Raw genomic sequence first — 23173 nt, forward strand, 5'->3', positions numbered from 1 at the left:
TTACACTATTTACTTTAAAAAAACGAAAAAAGATGATCAATTTAAGATCATCTTTTTATGATATCTATTAGAGCATCTTTTCAAGAAAATCTTGAGCACGCTTAGTTTTAGGAGCGGTAAAGAAATCGCTTGGCGCTGCATCTTCCACTAGCAGGCCTCCGTCTAAGAAAAGAACACGATCTGCAACTTCCTTCGCAAACCCCATTTCATGTGTCACAATTGCCATGGTCATACCCGTTTGAGCCAAATCTTTCATAACTTCTAATACTTCTTTGACCATTTCAGGGTCTAGAGCAGATGTAGGCTCATCAAAAAGCATAACATCTGGATTCATCGCTAGTGCCCTAGCAATGGCAACCCTTTGTTTTTGTCCACCTGATAAACGATTCGGGTATTCATTTGCCTTCTCAAGAAGACCTACTTTGTTTAACAAGGTTTTCGCTTGTTCTTCTGCCTCATTTTTCGAAAGACCTTTAACAGTAATCGGTGCATATGTTAAGTTATCAAGCACCGTCTTATGTGGAAATAAATGAAAATGCTGAAACACCATCCCAACATTTTGCCTCACCTTGGCAATGTCTGTTTTCGGATGTGTTAATTCACTATCATTTATCCATACACTACCTTCTGTCGGTTTTTCAAGTAAATTTAAACAACGTAAAAATGTTGATTTTCCTGACCCGGAAGGACCAATAATGGCAATTACTTCACCAGCTGTAATAGTAGTAGAAATACCCTTTAATACTTCTAGATTACCATATGATTTATGAAGATTTTCAATCTTAATCACTTCGTTTCATTCTCCCTTCTAGTCCTTTACCAAGAAGAGTTAAGAACATAACTAAAATATAATAAATCAATCCGGCAAAAAGTAACGGTGCAAAGTAATTATATGAATCCGCACCTACTTGGTAAGCTCGTCTCATAATATCTTGCACTCCAATAACTGTTACAATTGCCGACTCTTTCGTTAACGTGATAAATTCGTTCATTAATGCTGGTAAAATATTTTTAAATGCTTGAGGTAGAATAATATCCTTCATCATTTTTGAATAAGGAATACCTAAAGCCATTGAAGCCTCTTGCTGACCTTTATCAATCGCGTTAATTCCTGCACGAATTATTTCAGATATATAGGCACCTGAATTTAATGTAAAGGCAGCAACTGCAGCCGGATACGGATCAATCGGAAAACCTAGGATCTGCGGCAAACCAAAATAAATAATAAGCAATTGTAAGACTAGTGGTGTTCCTCTAAAGATTGATGTATATGCATCAGCAATCCACATTAAAGGTTTAATACGGCTTATCTTAAATAATGCAAGAACAATCCCCCAAGCAAAACCAAGCAATAAAGATAAAACAACAATTTTTAATGTGACTAATATTCCTTCTAATATAAAAGGTATAGATGGGACAATAGAAGCAAAAAAATCCAAGTCCATATCCATTCAACTCCTTTCAGTTAACAATGATCTACGAATGAAAAGAGGCTGACTCAAACCAAAGGAATTTCCTTCTGAGTTAGCCTCTTCTAGTAAGGTTTTCACCTTATTCTTTGCCACCGAACCACTTGATAATTAATTCATCAAGTTCACCGTTTTCTTTCATCTCATTTAGTGCCTTATTAAACTCTTCTGTATACTCGCTACCTTTTTGGAAGGCAATCGCTGAACCTGCTTCCTCACTTGAATCAAGTGTAAATCCAGCTAACTGATCATCTTTATCAAAATATCCAGCTGCAACTGTATCTTCAATAACGGCTGCGTCAATACGACCTGATTTTAATTCCTGAATTAGCTCAGAAATTTTATTGCGGTTTTCCACCTTGAGTGAAACTTGCTCCGCCATTTCCGCTGCCTTTTCTTCTTGAATTGAACCTAGTTGTACACCAACTGTTTTTCCATCTAGTTCTTCAACACTTTTTACTTCATTATCCTTTAATGAAACAATCATATGATTAGCTGTATAATAAATGTCTGTAAAATCAACGTTCTCCGCACGTTCAGGTGTAGGTGTCATTCCTGCTAAAACTAAATCAATTTGCTTTGCTTGTAGAGCTGGAATTAAACTATTAAAATCCATATCTTGAACTTCGACTTCATAACCTGTTTTTTCTGCTAAAGCATTAACCAAATCAATATCAAATCCAATAATGTCGCTACCTTTTGCTGTATCAATATATTCAAATGGCGGGTAATCAGCAGACGTTGCCATTTTTAAGACTTTTTTGCTATCTCCTTCAGATCCTGATGTTTCATTACCTTCTTCTGTTGCCGTACCGCAAGCTGCTAATAAACCAATCATTAAAATACTTATAATGAATAATGATAATTTCTTCATGATAGTTTCCTCCTATAATAAGTATCTCCTAGTTTTTATAAATATCATGTAATATTTATTCGATATTTTGTATTTTAACACAGGTTTATATTTATGCAATCATAATTTATAAAAATGTAATTATAAAATTTTTCTGTTAATTAATACTTTTCTGAAAAAATATATAAGTCGTATATTTAAGTTAAAGCAATAATATTTTTCTAACAAAAAAACTACACCTCTCGATGCTGAAATAGCATTGGTCGGTGTAGTTTTTCTCGTTATCTAATTTTATACTTCCTCACAATATTCATCAAAAGCAGATTGAAGTTTGCCAACAACACTCATTGGGTCATGTCCTTCAATTTCATGGCGTTCAACCATTGTTAATAGTTTACCATCTTTTAATAATGCAAACGAAGGTGAAGATGGGGGATAGCCTGTGAACATTTCACGCGCACGTGCTGTCGCTTCTTTATCTTGTCCAGCAAAAACAGTTACTAATTGATCTGGACGCTTGTCATAGTGAATAGCATGAGCAGCAGCAGGTCGTGCAATTCCTCCAGCACATCCACACACACTGTTTACCATAACAAGTGTTGTACCTTGTTTATTAAGAACATCTTCCACTTCTTCAGGTGTTTTTAGCTCAGTATAGCCTGCAGCAACAATCTCTTTACGTGCTTGTTGCACAATATCATTCATAAATAAATTAAAATCCATGTTCAAAGAAAATCTCTCCTTTACTCTCTATAGATGTATTTTACCAATGTTTTGATAAAATGAGCAAATGTATCGCTTAAATTTTCTTTCCCATGAATAAATTCAGTAAATCCAGGGCACTTAAAGCAACACTTTTTTCTCCGCTTATAACTGTACGTTCCGCTTTTATTAGCTGTTCCTTTATGTCAGCGTGATTGTAAAAATAACGATACAACTCCTGCTTAAGTAAGTCATGAAGCCAATTTCGCTGTTGTTCAGCTCTTCTTTCGTAGAACAAATGATTTTTCTTTGTATATTCTTGAAATGAGTGAATAATATTCCAAACTTCATTAATGCCGACTTCTTCTTTTGCCGAGGCTGTTACAGCTTTTGTTACCCAGCCTTCTGTATAGGATTTTAAGAAATGTAGAATTGTATTATATTCATGCTTAGCTTGATTAGCCTTTTCTTTATTATCTCCATCTGCTTTATTTACAACAACTAAATCTGGCAACTCCATAATGCCTTTTTTCATCGTTTGCAGCTCATCACCTGCACCTGTTAAAACAAGGAGAAGAAAGAAATCTACCATATCACGTACGACAAATTCTCCTTGTCCGACACCCATGGTTTCTACTAGAATAATGTTGTATCCTGCTGCCTCACACAAAATCATCGTCTCTCTCGTTTTTCTATTCACTCCTCCAAGATTTCCACCTGAAGGAGAAGGTCGAATATAAGCATTTGGATGCCTGGATAGACGTTCCATACGAGTCTTATCTCCCATTATACTACCTTTAGAAACTTGACTACTTGGATCTACCGCTAAAACAGCCACTCGGTTCCCTTGCTCACAAAGAAAAGTACCAAATGCATCAATAAACGTACTCTTTCCCGCTCCTGGAACTCCAGTAATTCCAATTCTTATTGATTTACTTTTCTTTTGAAGTAAAGCTTCGATAATTTGTTGAGCTTTTTCAAAATGGTGTTTCGCATTACTCTCAACTAAAGTTATAGCCTGTGCTAAGAGAACACGATCTCCATTTTTAATTCCATTTATATAACGCTCAACAGGGATATCTCGATTTTTTTTTAGAAACTTGCTCATTCTTGCAATTCCTCATATCCTAATACATCGAAAACCTTCTTAAGTACTTTTTCCGCTGCAACTGGAATAACTGTACCAGGACCAAAGATCTCTGCTGCTCCTTTTTCTTTTAGTTCCTCATAATCTTGGAATGGAATAACACCGCCAATGATGACCACAATATCCTCTCGACCAAGCTTCTTCAATTCGGATATTAATTGAGGGAGAAGCGTTTTATGTCCTGCCGCTAGAGAGCTCATGCCAACAACATGCACATCATTTTCAACTGCTTGTTTGGCTGTTTCCTCAGGGGTTTGAAAAAGCGGACCAATATCAACATCAAAGCCTAGATCAGCAAAAGCAGTTGCAATTACCTTTGCCCCGCGATCATGACCGTCCTGCCCCATCTTTGCTATTAAGATTCTTGGACGTCTTCCTTCTAGCTCGTAAAATTGATCTGTTCTTTCTCTCACTTTTTTTATTTCTTCATCATTTGAGTATTCTGAGCTATATACCCCACTAATTGACCGGATCATTGCTTGGTGGCGTTTTGATACCTTTTCGATCGCAAACGATATTTCACCTAAAGTGGCTCGCTTTCTTGCTGCTTCTACTGCCAACTCTAATAAATTCCCTTCACCACTAGCAGCAGCTTTAGTTAAAAGATGAAGAGCATGATTGACTTCGTCTTCATTTCGATTTTCTTTAAGTTGTCGAATTCTTTCAATTTGTTTTTTTCTTACTTCTGTATTATTAATTGATAATATATCAATCGGGTCTTCATGATCCAGCCTAAACTTATTAACACCAATAATAACTTCTCTTCCAGAATCTATTTTTGCTTGTCTTCTAGCAGCCGCTTCCTCTATCTTCATTTTTGGTAAACCTGTTTCTATTGCTTTTGTCATTCCACCAAGCTCCTCAATTTCATCAATATGCTTTTTAGCACGTTCAATTAATGAATGAGTAAGAGACTCAACATAATAAGATCCGCCCCACGGATCTATAACATCACAAATACCGGTTTCATTTTGAAGATAAAGTTGTGTGTTACGAGCAATTCTAGCAGAAAAATCTGTTGGTAAAGCTATTGCCTCATCTAATGCATTTGTATGAAGTGATTGTGTATGTCCCATCGCTGCAGCATGAGCTTCTATACAAGTACGTACAACATTATTAAAAGGATCTTGTTCTGTTAAACTCCATCCCGATGTTTGAGAATGTGTTCGCAAGGCCAATGACTTAGGGTTTTGTGGCTTAAAATCCTTAACAATCGATGACCATAAATAACGCGCAGCTCTCATTTTCGCAACTTCCATAAAATAATTCATGCCGATTGCCCAAAAAAAAGATAATCTAGGTGCAAATTGATCAATTGTAAGGCCCGCTTTTAAACCTGTTCTTATATATTCAAGTCCATCTGCTAACGTATACGCTAGCTCAAGATCAGCAGGTGCTCCTGCCTCCTGCATATGATAGCCTGATATACTAATGCTATTGAATTTAGGCATATTTTTTGCCGTATATTCAAAAATATCACCTATAATTTTCATCGACATTTCAGGAGGGTAGATATACGTGTTCCGAACCATATATTCTTTTAAAATATCATTTTGTATTGTTCCTGTTAGCTTTTCCTTTGAAACACCTTGCTCTTCAGCAGTTACAATGTAAAACGCCATAATTGGTAGTACAGCACCGTTCATCGTCATAGATACCGACATCTCATCCAATGGAATCTGATCAAACAGAATTTTCATATCCAAGATGGAATCAATTGCCACACCCGCTTTTCCTACATCTCCTACCACTCTTGGATGATCCGAATCATACCCACGGTGTGTTGCTAAATCAAATGCAACAGATAGTCCCTTTTGCCCCATTTGTAAATTCCTTCGATAAAATGCGTTACTTTCCTCTGCTGTTGAGAAGCCAGCATATTGACGAATTGTCCAAGGACGATTCACATACATCGTTGCATATGGACCACGTACAAATGGCTCAACTCCTGGAAAAGTTCCTAGATGTCTACAATTTTCTAAATCATCTTTACGATAAACATTTTTCACTTCAATTTGTTCATTTGTCATAAAAGGTGAAGAATTAGTGTCTTGTTGAATGTTTGTTTTTGTTTTTACTAATGGCGCATCAGAAATGGATAGTCTTTTCAATTCCCACTAACCCCCAATATGTTCTGAATGCTTTTTAAAAATTCATAAACATTCATATTTGAAGTAATCATTCCATCTAACTGTAATTCATTTACAATCTCTTCTTGTCTATTACCTGTAATAAACAGATGTAGATTTTCGTTATCAGCTTGTAACCCATTAATGAACGTTGAATTAATCACTTCGTAACTTTTGTCGTTTCCACACAGAATAACGCAACGCATTTGCTTGAACTTTGTTGTTTCTCCCATTGAAGCAATCTCTACATCTATTCCACCCGAGAAAAGGATTCCAGAAATGTAATCAAGTCTTGACTTGTAATCTTTTAATTCCCCAAACGTTACAACACCGACTTTTATGTCCTGCCCTTGTCTTTTTGCATGAAGAGCCCTAATTCGAAGCTTTTCAAAATGCTCTACTAATCTAGTAGTTTTTAAAGACTGTACTTGCAAAGAAGTTTCTATAGAGTCACTTTTTAAGCGTGGTGTTGTTTTTTCTTTACAAACAAATTGTAATGCCTCATAGAAAGAGGAGACATAATGTAATGTATGATCTTCATAGTGACAAACTTTTGGTTTAAGACTATCATCTTTTGAAACTTGATCAGCAGGATTAGCAAACGTGTTAGTTCCAATCACTAAGTTTTTGCGATAATCAAGATCACGTACTCTTTGATCAGCAATTTTATTTATGTTTTTTTGTACATTTCCCTCTATTAACTGTTGAATAAATCCACCTTTTTCTTCAATTTCTTTGAGTTCCTCCCATACCCTTTCTGACAATTCATTTGTTAACGCTTCAATATAGTAAGATCCTGCTGCAGGATCGTTTATTTTTGAAAGTAAACTTTCTTCTTGCAAAATAAAGTGAATGTTGCGAGAAATCCTTTCACCAAGCTGAGATTGCTGATCTATCACAGAATCAAAAGGTAGTATGGTTAATTCATCTACACCTCCACTTATAGCCGAAAAGCTTTCTGTCGTCGTACGTAATAAATTTACATGAACATCAAATATTGTTTTATTATATGTTGAGGTGACAGCATGCAGATAAAGTTTAGAAATTGCTGCATTTGCCACTCCTAAAGCATGCAAAAGTGATGTCCATATATGCTGAGCAGCTCGAAACTTTGCTATTTCCATAAAAAAATTTGAGCCTATTCCAAATGAAAACGTCATTCTATTTACGATTTGCTGCAAAGGTACTTGTTGATTTAATAATTCATTTATAATCTCAAGAGCATGTGAAAAAGTGTAAACAAGCTCTTGTTGAGCATTCGCTCCAGCTTCACTGTACACATTTCCTTTAATGACTATGCAGCGAGCATTACAGTCATTTCCACTCATCCATTTGATTGTATCTGCCAGGAAATCTAGCTTAGTTGAAAGTGATAAAGAATCCTCACCGTTTGTTAGTATGTCTTCATATGGATCAAAGCCAATTGTACCTTGTAAGTCTTTTAGTTGATGTAGCTCTTTTCTCAGATGTAAAAAATGTGGAATCACTCCAAGCTGATTTCTAACATCAAAAAAAATTGAATCATTCTTCCAATCAACGTGTTTAAAAGCAGTTTGCAACTCTTCTTTTTTCCTTAAATTTTGAAAATGTCGAAGAAAGAAAGAATTTTGTCCTCTCAATTTTGAATTCTTAATTTTCTCTTGTATTTCTTCTGCATACTCACAATTAACCGCTTGACTTATTTTCCAAGATCTATCAGGTTTTGCTTTTAAACTATTTTGTTTATTCTTCGTATCTTTTAAGTCCGTTTCATCATATAAAGGTTTAATTTTGATTCCCTCGTATGTAGCTTTGTTAAGAATTTCAAGCGTTTTACCCCTTAACGCTTTTTCTACTTCATGTTCCCATAATTCTCGTCTATTTTCTGCTCGTATTTGTCCGTCTCCCATCATGTGCTTCCTAAAAGGAAGCCCACCCCCTTATCGACTAACATGTTTGACTTATCCTATGTTATGCATTCTTAGGTGCCGTGAAGCACACTCCATTTTATCTACACAAAAAAGAATGCGCTTACAATTTTATTTTATTATAATTTTTTTCCAACAGCAATGATGTTCTACAAACCTTTGCTCCTTGTTATTTCAGTATGATTTAAAAAAAGATTTGTTTTTTTAAAAACTTTTTGTGAAATTGGAAAAAAATAAAAAAGAAGCAACCTTAACCATTGCTTCCTTTTTGAACAACTTAATAAATCGATGTAGTTTCTTTTGATGTAGTTTCTAGAATTTCTTTAACCCGCGATAAGAATCGACCGCAAATTAATCCATCAAGCACTCTATGATCTAAAGACATACATAAATTAACCATATCTCTTACAGCTATCATGCCATCAATAATGACAGGTCTCTTAACAATAGATTCAACTTGAACAATTGCTGCTTGTGGATAATTAATTATCCCCATTGATTGTACAGATCCGAAAGAACCAGTGTTATTTACCGTAAATGTTCCACCCTGCATATCAGCTGAGGTTAATTTTCCGCTTCGGACTTTATATGCAAGATCTGTAATCTCTCTTGCAATTCCCTTGATTGTTTTCTCATCTGCATTTTTAATAACCGGAACGTAAAGTGAATCCTCTGTTGCAACAGCTATGGAAATATTAATCTCCTTTTTCTGGATAATTTTATCTCCCGCCCACATTGAATTAATTTGAGGAAATTCTTTTAGTGCTTGAGCTACTGCTTTTACAAAAAAGGCAAAGAAAGTTAAGTTAAAGCCTTCATTTTTCTTAAATTCATCTTTTACAGAATTACGGTATTGAACTAAATTTGTAACATCCACTTCCATCATCATCCATGCATGAGGAGCTTCATGTTTGCTGCGAACCATGTTTGCAGCAATTGCTTTTCTAACTCCTGATACTGGAATTTCAATATCTCCCGGAGCACTCGGTGGTAGAGGCTGAGTTTGTTTGGATAGTGATTCTGAAATATTATTTACAGGGATTTCCTCAACCGGCTTTTTCTCTTCTAGCTGACCAGAAGGAATTGCTCCACTTTCTATTAGCTTTAATAGATCTTTTCTTGTAATTCTTCCACCCGCACCCGTTCCATTTACTAGCTCTAAGTTTATATCATGTTCTTGGGCAATTCTTAGAACTGCAGGTGAATAGCGTTTTTTATTCGATTGATCATTCATGCTAACGTTATGTTCTGAAACAGATTCCTTATTATTCTTAGTGACCTCTTTACTTTCACCTTTATGCTCTATCCCACTGACCTCTATTGTACAAATCACTTCACCAACTGCTAAAGTATCTCCTTCTTCTGCAATTAGCTCACTAATAACACCTGTAAAAGAAGATGGTACTTCTGCATTTACTTTATCTGTCATTACTTCAGCAAGGGGATCATACTTATTCACTGTATCACCAACAGCCACAAGCCACTTGCTAATGGTACCCTCTGTGACGCTTTCACCTAGTTGAGGCATTTTAATTTGTTCAATTGCCACTTATAATCCTCCTCATTAAAAAGGCTTTACTATTAAAATTCAGCAAGCTCACGTATCGCTGCCTCAACTTTATCAGGATTAATCATAAAGTATTTTTCCATCGTTGGGGCATAAGGCATTGACGGAACATCTGGTCCAGCTAATCGTTTAATTGGTGCATCTAAATCAAATAAGCAATTCTCTGCAATAATGGCCGACACTTCACCGATAATACTTCCTTCTTTATTATCCTCTGTCACAAGAAGAACTTTTCCTGTTTTTGAAGCAGCCTCAATGATTGCTTCTTTGTCTAAAGGATAAATTGTTCTTAAATCAAGAACGTGTACGGAAATACCATCATTAGCTAAACGTTCGGCAGCTTGCAAGGCGAAATGAACACATAGACCATAAGTGATAACCGTTACGTCTTCTCCTTCACGCTTTACATCAGCTTTTCCAATTGGTAACACATAATCATCTGCTGGAACTTCACCTTTGATTAAACGATAAGCACGCTTATGTTCAAAAAATAACACTGGATCTTCATCACGAATGGCAGCCTTTAACAAGCCTTTCGCATCATAAGGAGTTGATGGGATGACAATTTTCAACCCTGGCTGGTTAGCAAAAACCGCCTCCACTGATTGCGAGTGATACAATGCACCATGCACTCCTCCACCAAAGGGTGCTCTTATCGTTATAGGACAAGTCCAATCATTGTTAGAGCGATAACGAATTTTTGCTGCTTCTGAAATAATTTGATTTACTGCAGGCATAATAAAATCAGCAAACTGCATCTCAGCGATCGGTCTCATTCCATACATCGCTGCACCAATTCCTACACCAGCAATCGCTGACTCAGCCAGAGGAGTGTCAATGACTCTTTCTTCACCGAATTTTTCGTATAATCCAGCTGTTGCTTTAAAAACTCCACCTTTTAAGCCAACATCTTCTCCTAAAACAAAAACTTTTTCATCGCGCTCCATTTCTTCACGCATCGCCATTGTAATGGCATCTATATAAGAAATAATCGCCATTTTTCTTCCCCCTTACTCTGCGTATACATACTTTAACGCATGTTCTGGATCCGCATATGGAGCCGCTTCAGCGTATTCAGTTGCTTCGTTTACAAGATTCATAATGTTTTCAACGATTTGTTTTTCTTTTTCATCGGTTAAAATATTTAATTCTTTTAAGTATTGAGCAAATTTTAAGATAGGATCGTTTTTCTTCGCTTCAGCCACTTCTTCCTGCTCACGATAGCTACGATCATCATCATCACTAGAGTGTGGTGTTAAGCGATAGGAGATTGTTTCAATTAAGGTAGGACCTTCTCCGCGACGACCGCGGTCTGCAGCTTCTTTTACAGCTCGATATACTTCAAGTGGATCATTTCCATCAACCGTTTCACCAGGCATACCATACCCTATGGCTCGATCTGAAATTTTCTCACATGCAACTTGTTTGTCATAAGGAACTGAAATAGCATATTTGTTATTTTCACACATGAATATAACAGGAAGTTTATGAACAGCAGCAAAATTGGCTCCTTCATGAAAATCTCCCTGATTGGAAGAGCCTTCCCCAAATGTAACGAATGTTACAAGATTTTCCTTTTGCATTCTACCAGCTAGAGCAACCCCTACTGCATGAGGCACTTGTGTTGTAACAGGTGAAGAGCCCGTTACAATCCTGTTTTTCTTTTGACCAAAATGTCCGGGCATTTGTCGACCACCTGAATTTGGATCTTCCGCTTTAGCAAAAGCAGAAAGCATAAGTTCTTTTGCTGTCATACCAAATGCTAGAACAACACCCATATCACGGTAGTAAGGAAGTACATAGTCATTGTTACGATCTAACGCATATGCAGCACCTACTTGAGCTGCTTCCTGTCCTTGGCAAGAAATGACAAATGGTATTTTACCTGAACGGTTTAATAACCACATACGTTCATCAATTTTCCTTGCTAATAACATTGTTTCATACATATTTAATACATCTTCATCCGTAAGGTTTAATGAGAGATGACGGTTTTCTGTCATATCAATTCCTCCTATTTAAAAGGATGAGCACTGGTAGCAACGTAACTGTTATAGATTAAGACTATTTGTTCTACCAGACTCTTTATTTCAGGCAAGATAAATGTAATTTATGAATGGATCGCTTTTCCATAAACCGCAAGAGCGGCTTCACCAATTGCTTCGGATAAAGTTGGATGTGGGTGAATCGTATGTGAAATCTCCCACGGAGTTGCATCCAACACTTTTGCAAGTCCAGCTTCAGAAATCATGTCTGTGACATGAGGTCCAATCATATGAACACCCAATAAGTCATCTGACTCTGAATCAGCAATCAGCTTAACAAATCCATCTGTTTCTCCGTAGACAAGAGCTTTTCCTATCGCTTTAAAAGGAAATTTTCCTACCTTTACTTTAAAGCCTTTCTCTTTTGCCTCGTCCTCTGTATAGCCAACACTAGCAATTTCAGGAGAACTGTAGATACACTTTGAAATGAGGGTTTCATCCATTGGCATAGGCTCTTTTCCTACTATATGTTCAACCGCAATGATTCCCTCATATGAGGCAACATGAGCAAGCTGCAATCCCCCGATCACATCCCCAATTGCATAAATATGAGACTCTTTCGTTTGGTAAAAATCATTGGTATTGATATAACCCTTTTCAAGCTGAATATCTGTATTTTCTACTCCAATTCCTTCGACATTTGGTAATCGTCCAACAGATACTAGCATTTTTTCGGCTGTAAATTCTTTCATTTCCCCGTTATGATCAGCTTTCACGGAAATGCCATTTTTGTCTTTACTTACTGTTGCAGGTAAAACCTTGGCACTAGTGACAAGTGTAATACCTTTGTTTGTCATTAGCTTATTCATTTCTTTCGCTATCTCTTTATCTTCTGTCGGAAGAATTCGATCTGAATATTCCAGTACAGTTACCTCAACACCAAAATCTGAGAGCATGGATGCCCATTCTATTCCAATTACTCCACCACCAACAATGAGGATTGATTTTGGTAGTTCCGTTAATTCAAGTGCTTCATCAGAACTTAATACAATGTTCCCATCAATTTCTAAGCCTTGCAGAGTACGTGGTCTAGACCCAGTTGCGATAATAACATTTTTAGGTATTAGCATTTCATTTTCTTCTCCATTGTTCATTTCAACAGAGATGGTACCGGGCATCGGCGAAAAGATGGAAGGACCTAATATACGGCCAATCCCTTCATAAACATCTATCTTTCCTTTTTTCATTAACTGCTGGACACCAGTATATAATTGATTTACTATTGATTGCTTACGTTCTTGAACTCTTAAAAAGTTCAAATTCACTCCAGATGTTTCAACACCGTATTCTTCTGATTTTTTAGTCGTTGCATATACTTCAGCACTTCTCAATAAAGCTTTGCTAGGGATACAGCCTTTATGAAGACAGGTTCCTCCTAGCTTGCTTTTTTCAACAACCGCTGTTTTAAGACCAAGCTGAGAAGCACGAATAGCTGCTACATAGCCTCCTGTACCTCCCCCGAGAATAACCAAATCATATTCCGTCGCCATTAAAACACCCTCTCTTTATCTAGCTTCAAACATTCGCATATGACTAAAAGATCTTTGAAACCATCTTTTCATTAGGATAATGTTTTGCATCTTCTTCATTTCTCAGTACTCGTAAAGCACCTTCTGCTAAAGCCTGAAGTTCATTTTCACCTGGAAAAACTAAAACATCTGCAATCCAATCAATGTAGGAAGAAATTTCTTTCACAAATTTTTTGCCATATGCAAGTCCGCCTGTTAACACAATCGCATCGACTTTCCCTTTTAATACAGCACTTGCTGAACCTATTTCTTTCGCAATTTGATAGGCCATAGCTGAATAAATCAGGGCAGCTTTTTGATCTCCTGCCTCCACCATTTTTTCAACTTTAATTGCATCATTCGTCCCTAGATATCCAACGAGTCCACCTTGACCTACTAGTTTTTTCATCATTTCTTCACGGAAGTATTCTCCAGAATAACACATACTTACAAGGTCTCCTGCTGGAACTGTCCCTGCACGTTCAGGACTAAAAGGCCCGTCACCATGCAATCCATTGTTTACATCGATTACACGTCCGTTACGATGAACACCAACTGTAATTCCACCACCCATATGGGTAACGATTAAATTCAAATCTTCATATCGTTTATTTAAATCCGATGCCACTCTTCTTGCGACAGCTTTTTGATTTAAGGCATGAAAGATACTTCTTCGTTGAATGGATGGAACACCTGAGATTTTCGCAATCTCTTCCATTTCATCTACAACAACAGGGTCAACAATAAACGCAGGGATATTTAAGGCATCCGCAATTTCAAATGCAATAATACCGCCTAAATTAGACGCATGTTGACCAGCAAATCCTTTCCGCAAGTCCTCAATCATTTGATCATTAACTGTATAGGTGCCGCCTTCAATCGGACGAAGTAAACCTCCACGTCCACAAACGGCACTTAATTTCGAAATGTTCATTCCTTCTTCATCTAGTGTTTCTAAGATCGTTTGTTTTCGAAACTCATACTGATCGATAATATGAGGAAAGGTATTCAGCTTCTCAGAATCATGTCTTAATGTTTTTTCAAAGATCGATCTTTCGTTATCAAAAACACCAATCTTTGTTGAAGTGGATCCCGGATTAATGACAAGGATTCGATATTCTTTTAATTCCAACGTCTAAACCTCCGCTGTTTCTCAGACATCTTTTCCAAAAGATAGGATTATGTACGAGGGAGTTAGAAGCACACTCCTGACTCCCTGGATTTAATTATCTACGACTTAAAATATGATGTCCATTTTGTAGAAATTGACTACGTGAATTTCTCATTCGTTCAATTCTTTCCTCTGCTAAGCGGTCTGCTGCAAGATAAGTAGGGATTCCGTCACGTTTTGCTATTTCAATTACACGTGAAATATTGTTATAAATCGTTTCAACTTTTTTCAGCGCTCTTTCGCTGTTGTATCCATATAGTTCATCAGCCACATTAATTACGCCACCTGCGTTTATAACATAATCCGGTGCATAAACAATACCCATTTCATGAATAATGTCACCATGTTGCGTATCTTTCAGCTGATTATTTGCTGCTCCAGCAATAACCTTAGCTTTTAACTGTGGAATTGTTACATCGTTAATAGTTGCACCCAGTGCACAAGGAGCATAGATATCACAGTCTACTCCGTATATTTCATTTGGCTCTACTGCTCTTGCATTAAAATCTTCAACCGCACGACGTACTGCATCTTTGTTAATATCTGTTACGATTAGTTGTGCACCCTCTTCATGTAAATGCTTGCAAAGATTATACGCAACATTTCCAACTCCTTGAACCGCAACGACCTTACCTTCGAGTGAGTCAGTACCAAACGCCTCTTTTGCTGCTGCTTTCATGCCACGATAAACTCCATAAGCTGTAACAGGTGACGGATTGCCTGATGACCCAAAAGCAGGTGAAATTCCTGTCACATAATCTGTTTCTTCATGAATTAAGTCCATATCAGCAACCGTTGTACCAACATCCTCAGCTGTAATGTATCGACCGTTCAACCCTTGGATGTAACGACCAAATGCTCGAAACATTTCTTCATTTTTATCTTTTCGTGGATCTCCAATGATAACTGTTTTTCCTCCACCAAGATTTAATCCGGCAGCAGCATTTTTATAAGTCATTCCTCGTGCTAAACGAAGAGCATCTTCTATCGCTTCTTCTTCAGAATTATATGTCCACATGCGCGTCCCACCTAAGGCAGGTCCTAACGTTGTGTCATGGATGGCAATAATCGCCTTTAATCCTGATTGTTTATCCTGACAAAATACCAATTGCTCATAATCGTACTGCTCCATATATTTAAAAATTTCCATATTGTGTTTCCTCCTAATGATTACTTTCCGGTTGAACATAAAGCTAACGCCAATGAATAAAGTTTGCTTTCTGAAGAATCAGATCGACTCGTTAAAACAATTGGTGCTTTTGCTCCTGCAATCACTGCCCCAACCTTAGCCTTCGCAAAATAAATTAAAGACTTATAAAGTACATTTCCTACTTCAATAGTCGGGACAAGTAAGATATCAGCCTGACCGGCTACCTCACTTGTAATTCCTTTATGTTCAGCCGCCGATATAGAAATTGCATTATCAAGCGCTAACGGTCCATCAATGATACAATCTTTTATTTGTCCTCTTTTATTCATTATCGTTAGTGAAGCTGCATCTAACGTTGCTTGCATAGAAGGATTTATCCCCTCAATAGCAGCAATTGCTGCTACTTTAGGTAGTTTTATACCAATGGATTGAGCAATTTGGACAGAATTAACAATAATTTGCTCTTTCTGAAGTAAATCAGGAACAATATTCATCGCAGCATCAGTCACAATAATTGAATTGGTAAAACCCGGAACATCAAACAAAGCTACATGAGATAAAATCCTTCCCGTTCTTAACCCATATTCCTTATTTAAGACAGCCTTTAAAAGGATGGAACTTGAGATATTACCTTTCATAAGTACGGTTGCTTCATTTTGGTGAACCGCTCTAACAGCTAGTTCTGCTGCTTGTTCCTTAGTTCTAGCATGAAAAATGTGTACATGTTCTTTTGCTACATTTTTTTGATTCAGTAAATAGTCAATTTCATCTCGATTACCGAATAATAAAAATTGTGCAAGACCTCGATGAGTAGCTTGCACTACAGCTTCTATTACTTCCTCATCCTCTGCTTGAGCAACTGCAACAGTTTGCCCTTTCTTGTTCACTGCTTCATTTAGAAGGCTTTCCAAATTCATTTGCTACTCATTTCCTTCCAAGATGTTTTTCATCAGCCTCTACTATCTTTTAAGCAAGAAGCGTGCCAAAAATATTTATATTTTTTATATTGAACTTGTCCATTATTCATTTATCCGCATTTAACTTTTTTTACATATGTATAATTAGGGAGATAAATTTTTTAATACAAGAAATTTATCCTCCCTTATCATATAACGATTATGCATCATTTTGCAAACTATGAATCATGTTGCATGCTATTATTTGCAAGGTTGTATTTCTCCATCTTATAATACAAACTTCGGAGTGATATTCCTAAAGCCTTTGCTGTTTGGGTTCGATTATATTCATGTTGTTCTAAAGACTTCTTAATCACTTCCGCTTCCACTCTTTCTACAGCTTCCGCAAGTGTTTCACTATTATTATGAACAATTGAGATATTATCTTGTATCTTCGCCTCTTTGGCTGGTTGCTGAAGCAATGGTATATGTTGCCCATCAATCGCTGTCTCATGATGCTCCATAAAAATAATTGCCCTGCCTAGAACATTTTCAAGCTCCCTTACATTTCCCGGCCAATTATACTCCATCAGCTTCTTAATTGCCTGTGACGTGAGACTCTCAATATTCCTTCCATAGTCTTGGTTTAACTTACGAAGTAGTCTCTCACAAAGGGCAGGAATATCTTCTTTACGATCTCTTAATGGTGGAATGGAAATAGGATAACGATTTAATCTATAGTACAGATCTTCACGAAAAAGACCCTCAGCCATTGCTTTTTCGATATTTACATTCGTCGCTGCAATACAACGAACATTAACAGAAGTAGGCTTTGTTCCTCCGACTCTTACAATTTCATTTTCCTGTAAAACACGAAGTAATTTCGCTTGCATATTGGCGGAAAGTTCACCTATTTCATCCAAGAAAATACTTCCATTATTTGCTTCCTCAAAAAACCCTCGTTTTCCACCACGTTTTGCACCAGAAAAAGCCCCTTCTTCATAGCCAAACAATTCACTTTCAAGAAGGTTTTCAGCAATAGCCGCACAATTTACCCGAATGAATTTATTGAATTTTCGATCACTAGCATTATGTATCGCGTGGGCAAAAAGTTCTTTACCTGTACCTGATTCTCCTCTTAACAGAACGGTGGCAGGGGTTTTCGCTCCAAGCTTCGCCTGCTCAATAGCCATTTTCATCTCATCACTAACTCCAATAATATCTTCAAAAGAATATTTAGCTTCAAGTGTCCTAATGATCTGTCTTGCTCTGTTTAATTCAGTTGTGAGTGTTTTAATTTCTGACACGTCATGGATTACGCCAACACTTCCTTTGAGCTTTCCGCTCACGATAACAGGTGCAACATTTACGATAACATCTTTTTTCGCAGGGCCGACCTTCATTCTTACACCTCGAACAGCGCGCCTTGTTTGCAACACCTTCATATGCATACTTTCTCCCTCAGATATGTCAGCTGTAGCAGGCTTACCTATCACTTGTTCTTCTGTTAATCCGGTTAGTTTTGTGTAAGCCCGATTGATTAGAATTCCACGTCCTTCCTCATCAACAACTGAAATTGCCTCTTCAGAAGACTGAATGATTGCCTCAAGCATCATTTGTATATCTTTTAAATTTGTTACTTCTTCTGCTAAGTTCACCACTTCTGTGATATCTTTAAATAACGACAAGGCTCCTAATAAATTTCCTGATTCATCGATTAAAGGAATTCTTGTCGTAATAATTTTTAACCCATTTTCAAGAACCTGCTCTTGATTGGTCTCAACTTCTCGAGTTTTTAAAGTTCTTCCCAGCTTTGTCGACGGAATTACTTCCTTTATTTTTAAACCAATTGCCTTTTTTCGAGGAAATCCGGTGATTTTTTCTGCAGTTTTATTAAAAAGTATGATTCGCTCGTTGATATCAATAACGATCATGCCGTCATTTGTGGAATTAAAGATCGTTTGCTGCTTATAAGTTTCTTCCTTTAATCTGGCAATCAACACCTCTTTTTCTTCGACTAACTCAGAGATAAGTAGTGCAACAGATCCCGGTATAATGGTTGTATCAGGATGTTTCTCCTTTTGAAGCTCGTGCATTAGTTCATTTGATCCCGTTGCATCTATAATAATATTTACATTTTGATTGGTAATCTCTCTCCAATTAGTAGCTGTTTGAATTCCTTGAGCTTTTGCATATTTTAATCCAGGAGCATGCTCATTCTTATCAATAACCAACATTACGTCCATCATCTTTGTTTCAACCATTCTTTTTATTAGTGCCTTACCACCTTTACCAGCACCTATGATCACAACTTGTTGCATACAATCTATCCCCTTTATTTCACATTAAAGTCCATCCGTAACATATGTTGACATATTGCAATTTTTTGCATAGTTCTATTTTATCCTAAAAGAATACCACTTGACAAACCAGGCTTCGAAACAGACAATTATTTTGAGAATACGAAAGGACGAAGAATAATGTCGAGGATAATTGCATTAATCATTATGGTCATCCCAGGTATGTTAGCTGCCTATGGAATTAAGCTTATGAGAGATATGACATTTGGTATCCTACAACCTCCTATTCCTTTCTTGGCTCTACAATTTATCATCGGCTTAATTCTATTTTTAGGTGGACTAGCCTTTGTAGCAGGATTTATTTTTTATCGAGATCGTAAACGAAATAAAGTACAAAAACGGTTCAGTAAAAGAGAATAGGCATGATTTGAAAGGAATAAATAAAAAGAGTGAGCTGGTATAATAGCTCACTCTTCTTTGTTTATGTTTACTGCTTTCTCAGGAAAATCAGTTATAAACGCCGCACATCCATCATTAACTAAGTTTTTCATTACTTCTTCATCATTAACAGTAAATGGTCTTACATCGAGAAAGTTTAATCTTGCCTCATTAAGTATAAAAGAGTTGACTGCATAATAATGTGGATGAAGACCTTTAGCTCCGACTGTTTTTGCATAATCCCAAGGTTTATATAACCCTTCCATATAAAGAATAGCCGTTTCAATTTCAGCATCAATCTGCTTACAAGTAACTAAACTATAATGATTAAAAGAAGAGATGATCACACTCTTCTGCATATTATATTTATGTATTAATTCGATTGTTTTCTGTTCTAAATGTGGATACTGAATGATTCCATTTTTAAATTCAATATCAACTACAAAAGAATCTTGTAGCTGAGAAGCCCAATTTAACACCTCTTCAAGGGTTGGAATAGGTGTTTTTTTACTATATTGTTTGAATGTATAGCATGCATCAAGGTGAGAAAGTTGCTTTAAGGTTAAATCCTTTACGTAACCCGAACCATTTGTTGTTCGATCTACTGTTTCATCATGAATGACGACTAGCTCTCCATCTTTTGTCAATTGAACATCCAGCTCAATTCCGTTTGCCCCCGCTTGATGTGCTCCTTTAAATGAAAGCATCGTATTTTCCGGGTACGTTCCAGCTGCTCCTCTGTGACCAATAATTAATGTCATCTTGTTTACACCTTCATTTCATGTAAAATAATAGTTAACTATAAATAGGAGGGATGATTCTTATGAGACCATTACAAATCTCTGCAGACACTGCACAAAAGTTAGCCGCTTCGCTTAATGTCCCATTGGAACAAGTAATGCATATGCCACAGCATATTTTACTTGCTAAACTAGCAGAACTTAATAAAGAAGAAGAAGATCAGAATTAATTTAATACTCTCTTCTGCTATGCCCTTAAAACTTATCACAGACGATAAGTATTTAAGGGTTTTTTTCTACCCACGCTCATTGTACCATCCTCAACAGTAAAATTTATCAATTTTTTTATTCTACCTTTTTACCCACTTTCCTTTATTCTTTAATTTTTTAGTACCAAGTAATAATAATAGGTGTTATGATAAACTTATAAAATTTGATGAGGTGATATGAATGCGATCAAACGCCAGAATCACTGCTATTGGCACCTATGTCCCCACCAAAATCATGACAAATAATGATTTTGTTCAATTTATTGATACAAACGATGAATGGATTTCAAAACGAACAGGAATTAAGGAAAGACGCCTTGCTGCGGAAAATGAATTCACAAGCGACCTTTGTGTAAAAGCTGTTGAAGATTTAGTTATTCGGTATAACAAAGAAATCAGTGATGTTGACTTTATTATTGTTAGTACACTTTCACCAGATTTTTTAACACCAAGTGTTGCTTCATATGTTCAAGGTAGATTAGGTATTAGACAGGCAGGAGCTCTCGATTTAAATGCCGCATGTGCTGGTTTTACATACGCACTGCATATTGCTAACAGTTTACTATCAAGTGGGCTTCATAAAAAAATACTAGTAATTGGAGGGGAGACCTTATCAAAAATAACAGACTTTACAGATCGAACATCTTGCATTTTATTTGGTGACGGTGCAGGGGCTGTTTTGATGGAAGCCGACAGCGAAGGCCAATTTCTGGCATCAACTGTGAATTCTGAAGGAGAAAAAGGGCTCCATTTGTACGGTACACACCTCTCAACTACGATGTTCGATCAAGATCTTCAAGATAAAAAACAATTAGTACAAAACGGTAGAGAGGTTTATCGATGGGCTGTTACAACGGTCCCAAGCGGTATTAATACCTTGTTAGCTGATTCTAACTTAACTAAAGATGATATTGACTGGTTTATCCCACACAGTGCCAATTTGCGCATGATTGAATCAATATGTGAAAAAAGCGGATTCACAATTGATCAAACTTTATATAGTTTAGTTCATTACGGCAATACTTCTGCTGCCTCCATTCCATTAGCTCTCGATTTAGGCATAAAGGAAGGTAAAGTGAAAACAGGAGACACTTTATTACTTTACGGATTTGGCGGAGGATTATCACATTCCGGCCATATACTGACTTGGGGATAGACCATTTCCCTGCCCCGTTACATAAGATTTTAATCTTTAGTGAATAGTAAAATTAAATATAAACGATGCTAAAGGAGAATCACAACATGAAGCCGCGTATGATTTGCACCGTTTTATTTCTTTTTATAATGGTCTTTTCTCCTACCCATACAATTGGTAATGAATCTGTAAAATACGGAGCTCGAGAAGCTTTAGAAGACTCAAACATATCTCTGGCCGAGGCACTTTCTTATGCTCTTGAAGATAAATATTTAAAGCAAGCAAACTTTGATTATTCTATTGAAAAATACGGTAGTATCCGTCCTTTTGTTCAGATGAAAATCGAAGATCAACACCTGATTAGCACTTTACTACCGTTATTTAAAAAATATAATATTGACCTTCCAAAAGATAGAGCAAGACATTATATAAAAAAGGATACAGAAAGTCTCTATCAAGCGTTTCAAATACAAATAGTACGAGAAAAAAACGCTATAAAAATGTATAAAAAGTTCTTATCAATTCGAGAATTCCCGAAAGACATATTAGATACATTTCAAGAACAACTAATAGTTTCCCAAAAGCACTTAGAGGCCTTAGAACAAAATCTGATAAAATATAAGTGATTTTTTCTGTACACAAACATAAAAAAACTCCTTAGACACTTTGGTTTAAGGAGTTTTATCATTATATTTATTAGCTCGCTTTATGCTCCAAGCGAAGCTTATCAGCTACCATTGCAATAAATTCACTGTTTGTTGGTTTAGCTTTTGTCATGCTAACTGTATAGCCAAATAGAGATGAAATTGACTCTATGTTTCCACGGCTCCATGCCACTTCAATTGCGTGACGAATAGCACGTTCAACACGTGATGCAGTTGTGTTATATTTTTTTGCAATATCAGGATATAACACTTTTGTAATTGATCCTAATAATTCGATATCGTTATAAACCATAGAAATTGCTTCACGTAAGTATAAATAGCCTTTTATATGTGCAGGAACTCCAATTTCATGGATGATACTTGTAATGCTAGCATCTAAATTTTTACCTTTGGACTGTGGCTCAACAGCAGATCTCATTGAAGAATTAGCTCGTTTAATGATTGGTGCAGCATTTCCACTTACTTGACGGATGTGACTTGCTAAACCTTCCATATCAAACGGTTTTAAAATAAAGTAAGCAGCTCCAAGGTCAACCGCTTTCTTCGTTACATCTTCTTGTCCAAATGCTGTAAGCATAATTACATTTGGTTGCGGACGATCCATTTGTCTTAGTTTTTCTAAAACACCAAGACCATCTAAGTGTGGCATAATAATATCCAATACTAAAACATCCGGCTCCTTATCTTTTAACATATTTAAACATTCTTGACCATTATATGCAACACCAAGAACCTCAATATCATCTTGGCTTGATAAATATTCTTCTAATAAACCAACAAGTTCCCGATTATCGTCAACTATACAAACTTTAATTTTACCCACAAATACTTCCTCCTCAGTGTTGATTTGCCATTATATCTTATATCTATACATATGATTACATAAATCAATTCGACAATCCAGTAAAAATACCTTTATTTTTTTGAAAAAACTTTAAAAAATGGAGGATAACAAAGTTTTTCTTCAATTTACTCTATTTTTCGACTTAATACACCATTTGACAAATGAAATCCATGTTCACTTTGTCGAAAAATCTTTTCACCTTTATTTTACATAATTCCACGGACATTGAAAAGGGAAA

The 23173-nt window shown here is 36.4% G+C and carries 21 protein-coding genes; 4 read left to right on the forward strand and 17 right to left on the reverse strand.

What is annotated here, in order from left to right:
* Positions 1-67: 67 nt before the first annotated feature.
* From LPC09_RS16805 to LPC09_RS16875, 15 genes are all read right to left on the reverse strand, one after another.
* A complete protein-coding gene (locus LPC09_RS16805; RefSeq protein ID WP_098796060.1) occupies positions 68-790 on the reverse strand; it encodes an amino acid ABC transporter ATP-binding protein in 723 nt (240 codons plus the stop codon).
* Positions 783-1445, reverse strand: a complete 663-nt coding sequence (locus LPC09_RS16810) for an amino acid ABC transporter permease (RefSeq protein ID WP_098796059.1) — start codon at positions 1443-1445, stop codon at positions 783-785. Before LPC09_RS16810 ends, LPC09_RS16805 begins: the two co-directional genes overlap by 8 nt.
* A gap of 106 nt (positions 1446-1551) precedes the next feature.
* Positions 1552-2343, reverse strand: coding sequence for a transporter substrate-binding domain-containing protein (locus tag LPC09_RS16815; protein WP_231307860.1), 792 nt, complete (start codon positions 2341-2343; stop codon positions 1552-1554).
* Between the two features lie 270 nt (positions 2344-2613).
* Positions 2614-3051 (reverse strand): BrxA/BrxB family bacilliredoxin, encoded by a 438-nt coding sequence (locus LPC09_RS16820; protein ID WP_098796058.1) that lies wholly within the window; start codon positions 3049-3051, stop codon positions 2614-2616.
* A gap of 70 nt (positions 3052-3121) precedes the next feature.
* Positions 3122-4132, reverse strand: coding sequence for a methylmalonyl Co-A mutase-associated GTPase MeaB (gene meaB / locus LPC09_RS16825; protein WP_098796057.1), 1011 nt, complete (start codon positions 4130-4132; stop codon positions 3122-3124).
* Entirely contained in the window at positions 4129-6282 is a 2154-nt protein-coding gene (scpA, locus tag LPC09_RS16830) for a methylmalonyl-CoA mutase (RefSeq protein WP_098796056.1), read from the reverse strand. The genes meaB and scpA overlap by 4 nt, the downstream gene beginning before the upstream one ends.
* Complete coding sequence (locus LPC09_RS16835; protein WP_176551008.1) at positions 6279-8189, reverse strand: methylmalonyl-CoA mutase family protein; 1911 nt, start codon at positions 8187-8189, stop codon at positions 6279-6281. Before LPC09_RS16835 ends, scpA begins: the two co-directional genes overlap by 4 nt.
* A 295-nt stretch (positions 8190-8484) precedes the next feature.
* Positions 8485-9756, reverse strand: a complete 1272-nt coding sequence (locus tag LPC09_RS16840) for a dihydrolipoamide acetyltransferase family protein (RefSeq protein WP_098796054.1) — start codon at positions 9754-9756, stop codon at positions 8485-8487.
* Between the two features lie 32 nt (positions 9757-9788).
* Positions 9789-10772 (reverse strand): alpha-ketoacid dehydrogenase subunit beta, encoded by a 984-nt coding sequence (locus LPC09_RS16845; protein WP_098796053.1) that lies wholly within the window; start codon positions 10770-10772, stop codon positions 9789-9791.
* Positions 10773-10784: 12 nt separating this feature from the next.
* The gene (locus LPC09_RS16850) at positions 10785-11777 is read right to left on the reverse strand and encodes a thiamine pyrophosphate-dependent dehydrogenase E1 component subunit alpha (RefSeq protein ID WP_098796052.1); all 993 of its coding nucleotides are present in this window, start codon (positions 11775-11777) and stop codon (positions 10785-10787) included.
* A gap of 107 nt (positions 11778-11884) precedes the next feature.
* The gene (lpdA, locus tag LPC09_RS16855) at positions 11885-13309 is read right to left on the reverse strand and encodes a dihydrolipoyl dehydrogenase (RefSeq protein ID WP_098796051.1); all 1425 of its coding nucleotides are present in this window, start codon (positions 13307-13309) and stop codon (positions 11885-11887) included.
* 43 nt (positions 13310-13352) lie between these two features.
* The gene (gene buk / locus LPC09_RS16860; RefSeq protein WP_098796050.1) at positions 13353-14459 is read right to left on the reverse strand and encodes a butyrate kinase; all 1107 of its coding nucleotides are present in this window, start codon (positions 14457-14459) and stop codon (positions 13353-13355) included.
* A 94-nt stretch (positions 14460-14553) separates the two neighbouring features.
* Positions 14554-15648, reverse strand: a complete 1095-nt coding sequence (gene bcd, locus LPC09_RS16865; RefSeq protein WP_098796049.1) for a branched-chain amino acid dehydrogenase — start codon at positions 15646-15648, stop codon at positions 14554-14556.
* A gap of 20 nt (positions 15649-15668) precedes the next feature.
* The gene (yqiS, locus tag LPC09_RS16870) at positions 15669-16565 is read right to left on the reverse strand and encodes a phosphate butyryltransferase (protein ID WP_098796048.1); all 897 of its coding nucleotides are present in this window, start codon (positions 16563-16565) and stop codon (positions 15669-15671) included.
* Positions 16566-16783: 218 nt separating this feature from the next.
* Positions 16784-18865, reverse strand: coding sequence for a sigma-54 interaction domain-containing protein (locus LPC09_RS16875; protein WP_098796047.1), 2082 nt, complete (start codon positions 18863-18865; stop codon positions 16784-16786).
* Between the two features lie 159 nt (positions 18866-19024).
* Here LPC09_RS16875 and LPC09_RS16880 point away from each other — a divergent pair, with 159 nt between their 5' ends.
* Entirely contained in the window at positions 19025-19264 is a 240-nt protein-coding gene (locus tag LPC09_RS16880) for a DUF2627 domain-containing protein (RefSeq protein ID WP_098796046.1), read from the forward strand.
* Positions 19265-19311: 47 nt separating this feature from the next.
* Here LPC09_RS16880 and LPC09_RS16885 read toward each other — a convergent pair whose 3' ends face one another.
* Positions 19312-20043, reverse strand: a complete 732-nt coding sequence (locus LPC09_RS16885) for a glycerophosphodiester phosphodiesterase (RefSeq protein ID WP_098796045.1) — start codon at positions 20041-20043, stop codon at positions 19312-19314.
* Between the two features lie 62 nt (positions 20044-20105).
* Here LPC09_RS16885 and LPC09_RS16890 point away from each other — a divergent pair, with 62 nt between their 5' ends.
* The 3 genes from LPC09_RS16890 (at position 20106) to LPC09_RS16900 (ending at position 22052) form a co-directional block, all read left to right on the forward strand.
* Positions 20106-20252 (forward strand): YycC family protein, encoded by a 147-nt coding sequence (locus LPC09_RS16890; RefSeq protein WP_098796044.1) that lies wholly within the window; start codon positions 20106-20108, stop codon positions 20250-20252.
* A gap of 220 nt (positions 20253-20472) precedes the next feature.
* Positions 20473-21447 (forward strand): ketoacyl-ACP synthase III, encoded by a 975-nt coding sequence (locus LPC09_RS16895; RefSeq protein WP_098796043.1) that lies wholly within the window; start codon positions 20473-20475, stop codon positions 21445-21447.
* Between the two features lie 86 nt (positions 21448-21533).
* Complete coding sequence (locus LPC09_RS16900) at positions 21534-22052, forward strand: ferritin family protein (RefSeq protein ID WP_098796042.1); 519 nt, start codon at positions 21534-21536, stop codon at positions 22050-22052.
* Between the two features lie 70 nt (positions 22053-22122).
* Here the strand turns inward: LPC09_RS16900 and spo0A are convergent, their stop codons facing one another.
* Positions 22123-22914 (reverse strand): sporulation transcription factor Spo0A, encoded by a 792-nt coding sequence (gene spo0A / locus LPC09_RS16905; protein WP_098796041.1) that lies wholly within the window; start codon positions 22912-22914, stop codon positions 22123-22125.
* Between the last annotated feature and the right edge of the window lie 259 nt (positions 22915-23173).

The organism is Metabacillus sp. B2-18, assembly GCF_021117275.1.
Lineage (GTDB): Bacteria > Bacillota > Bacilli > Bacillales > Bacillaceae > Metabacillus.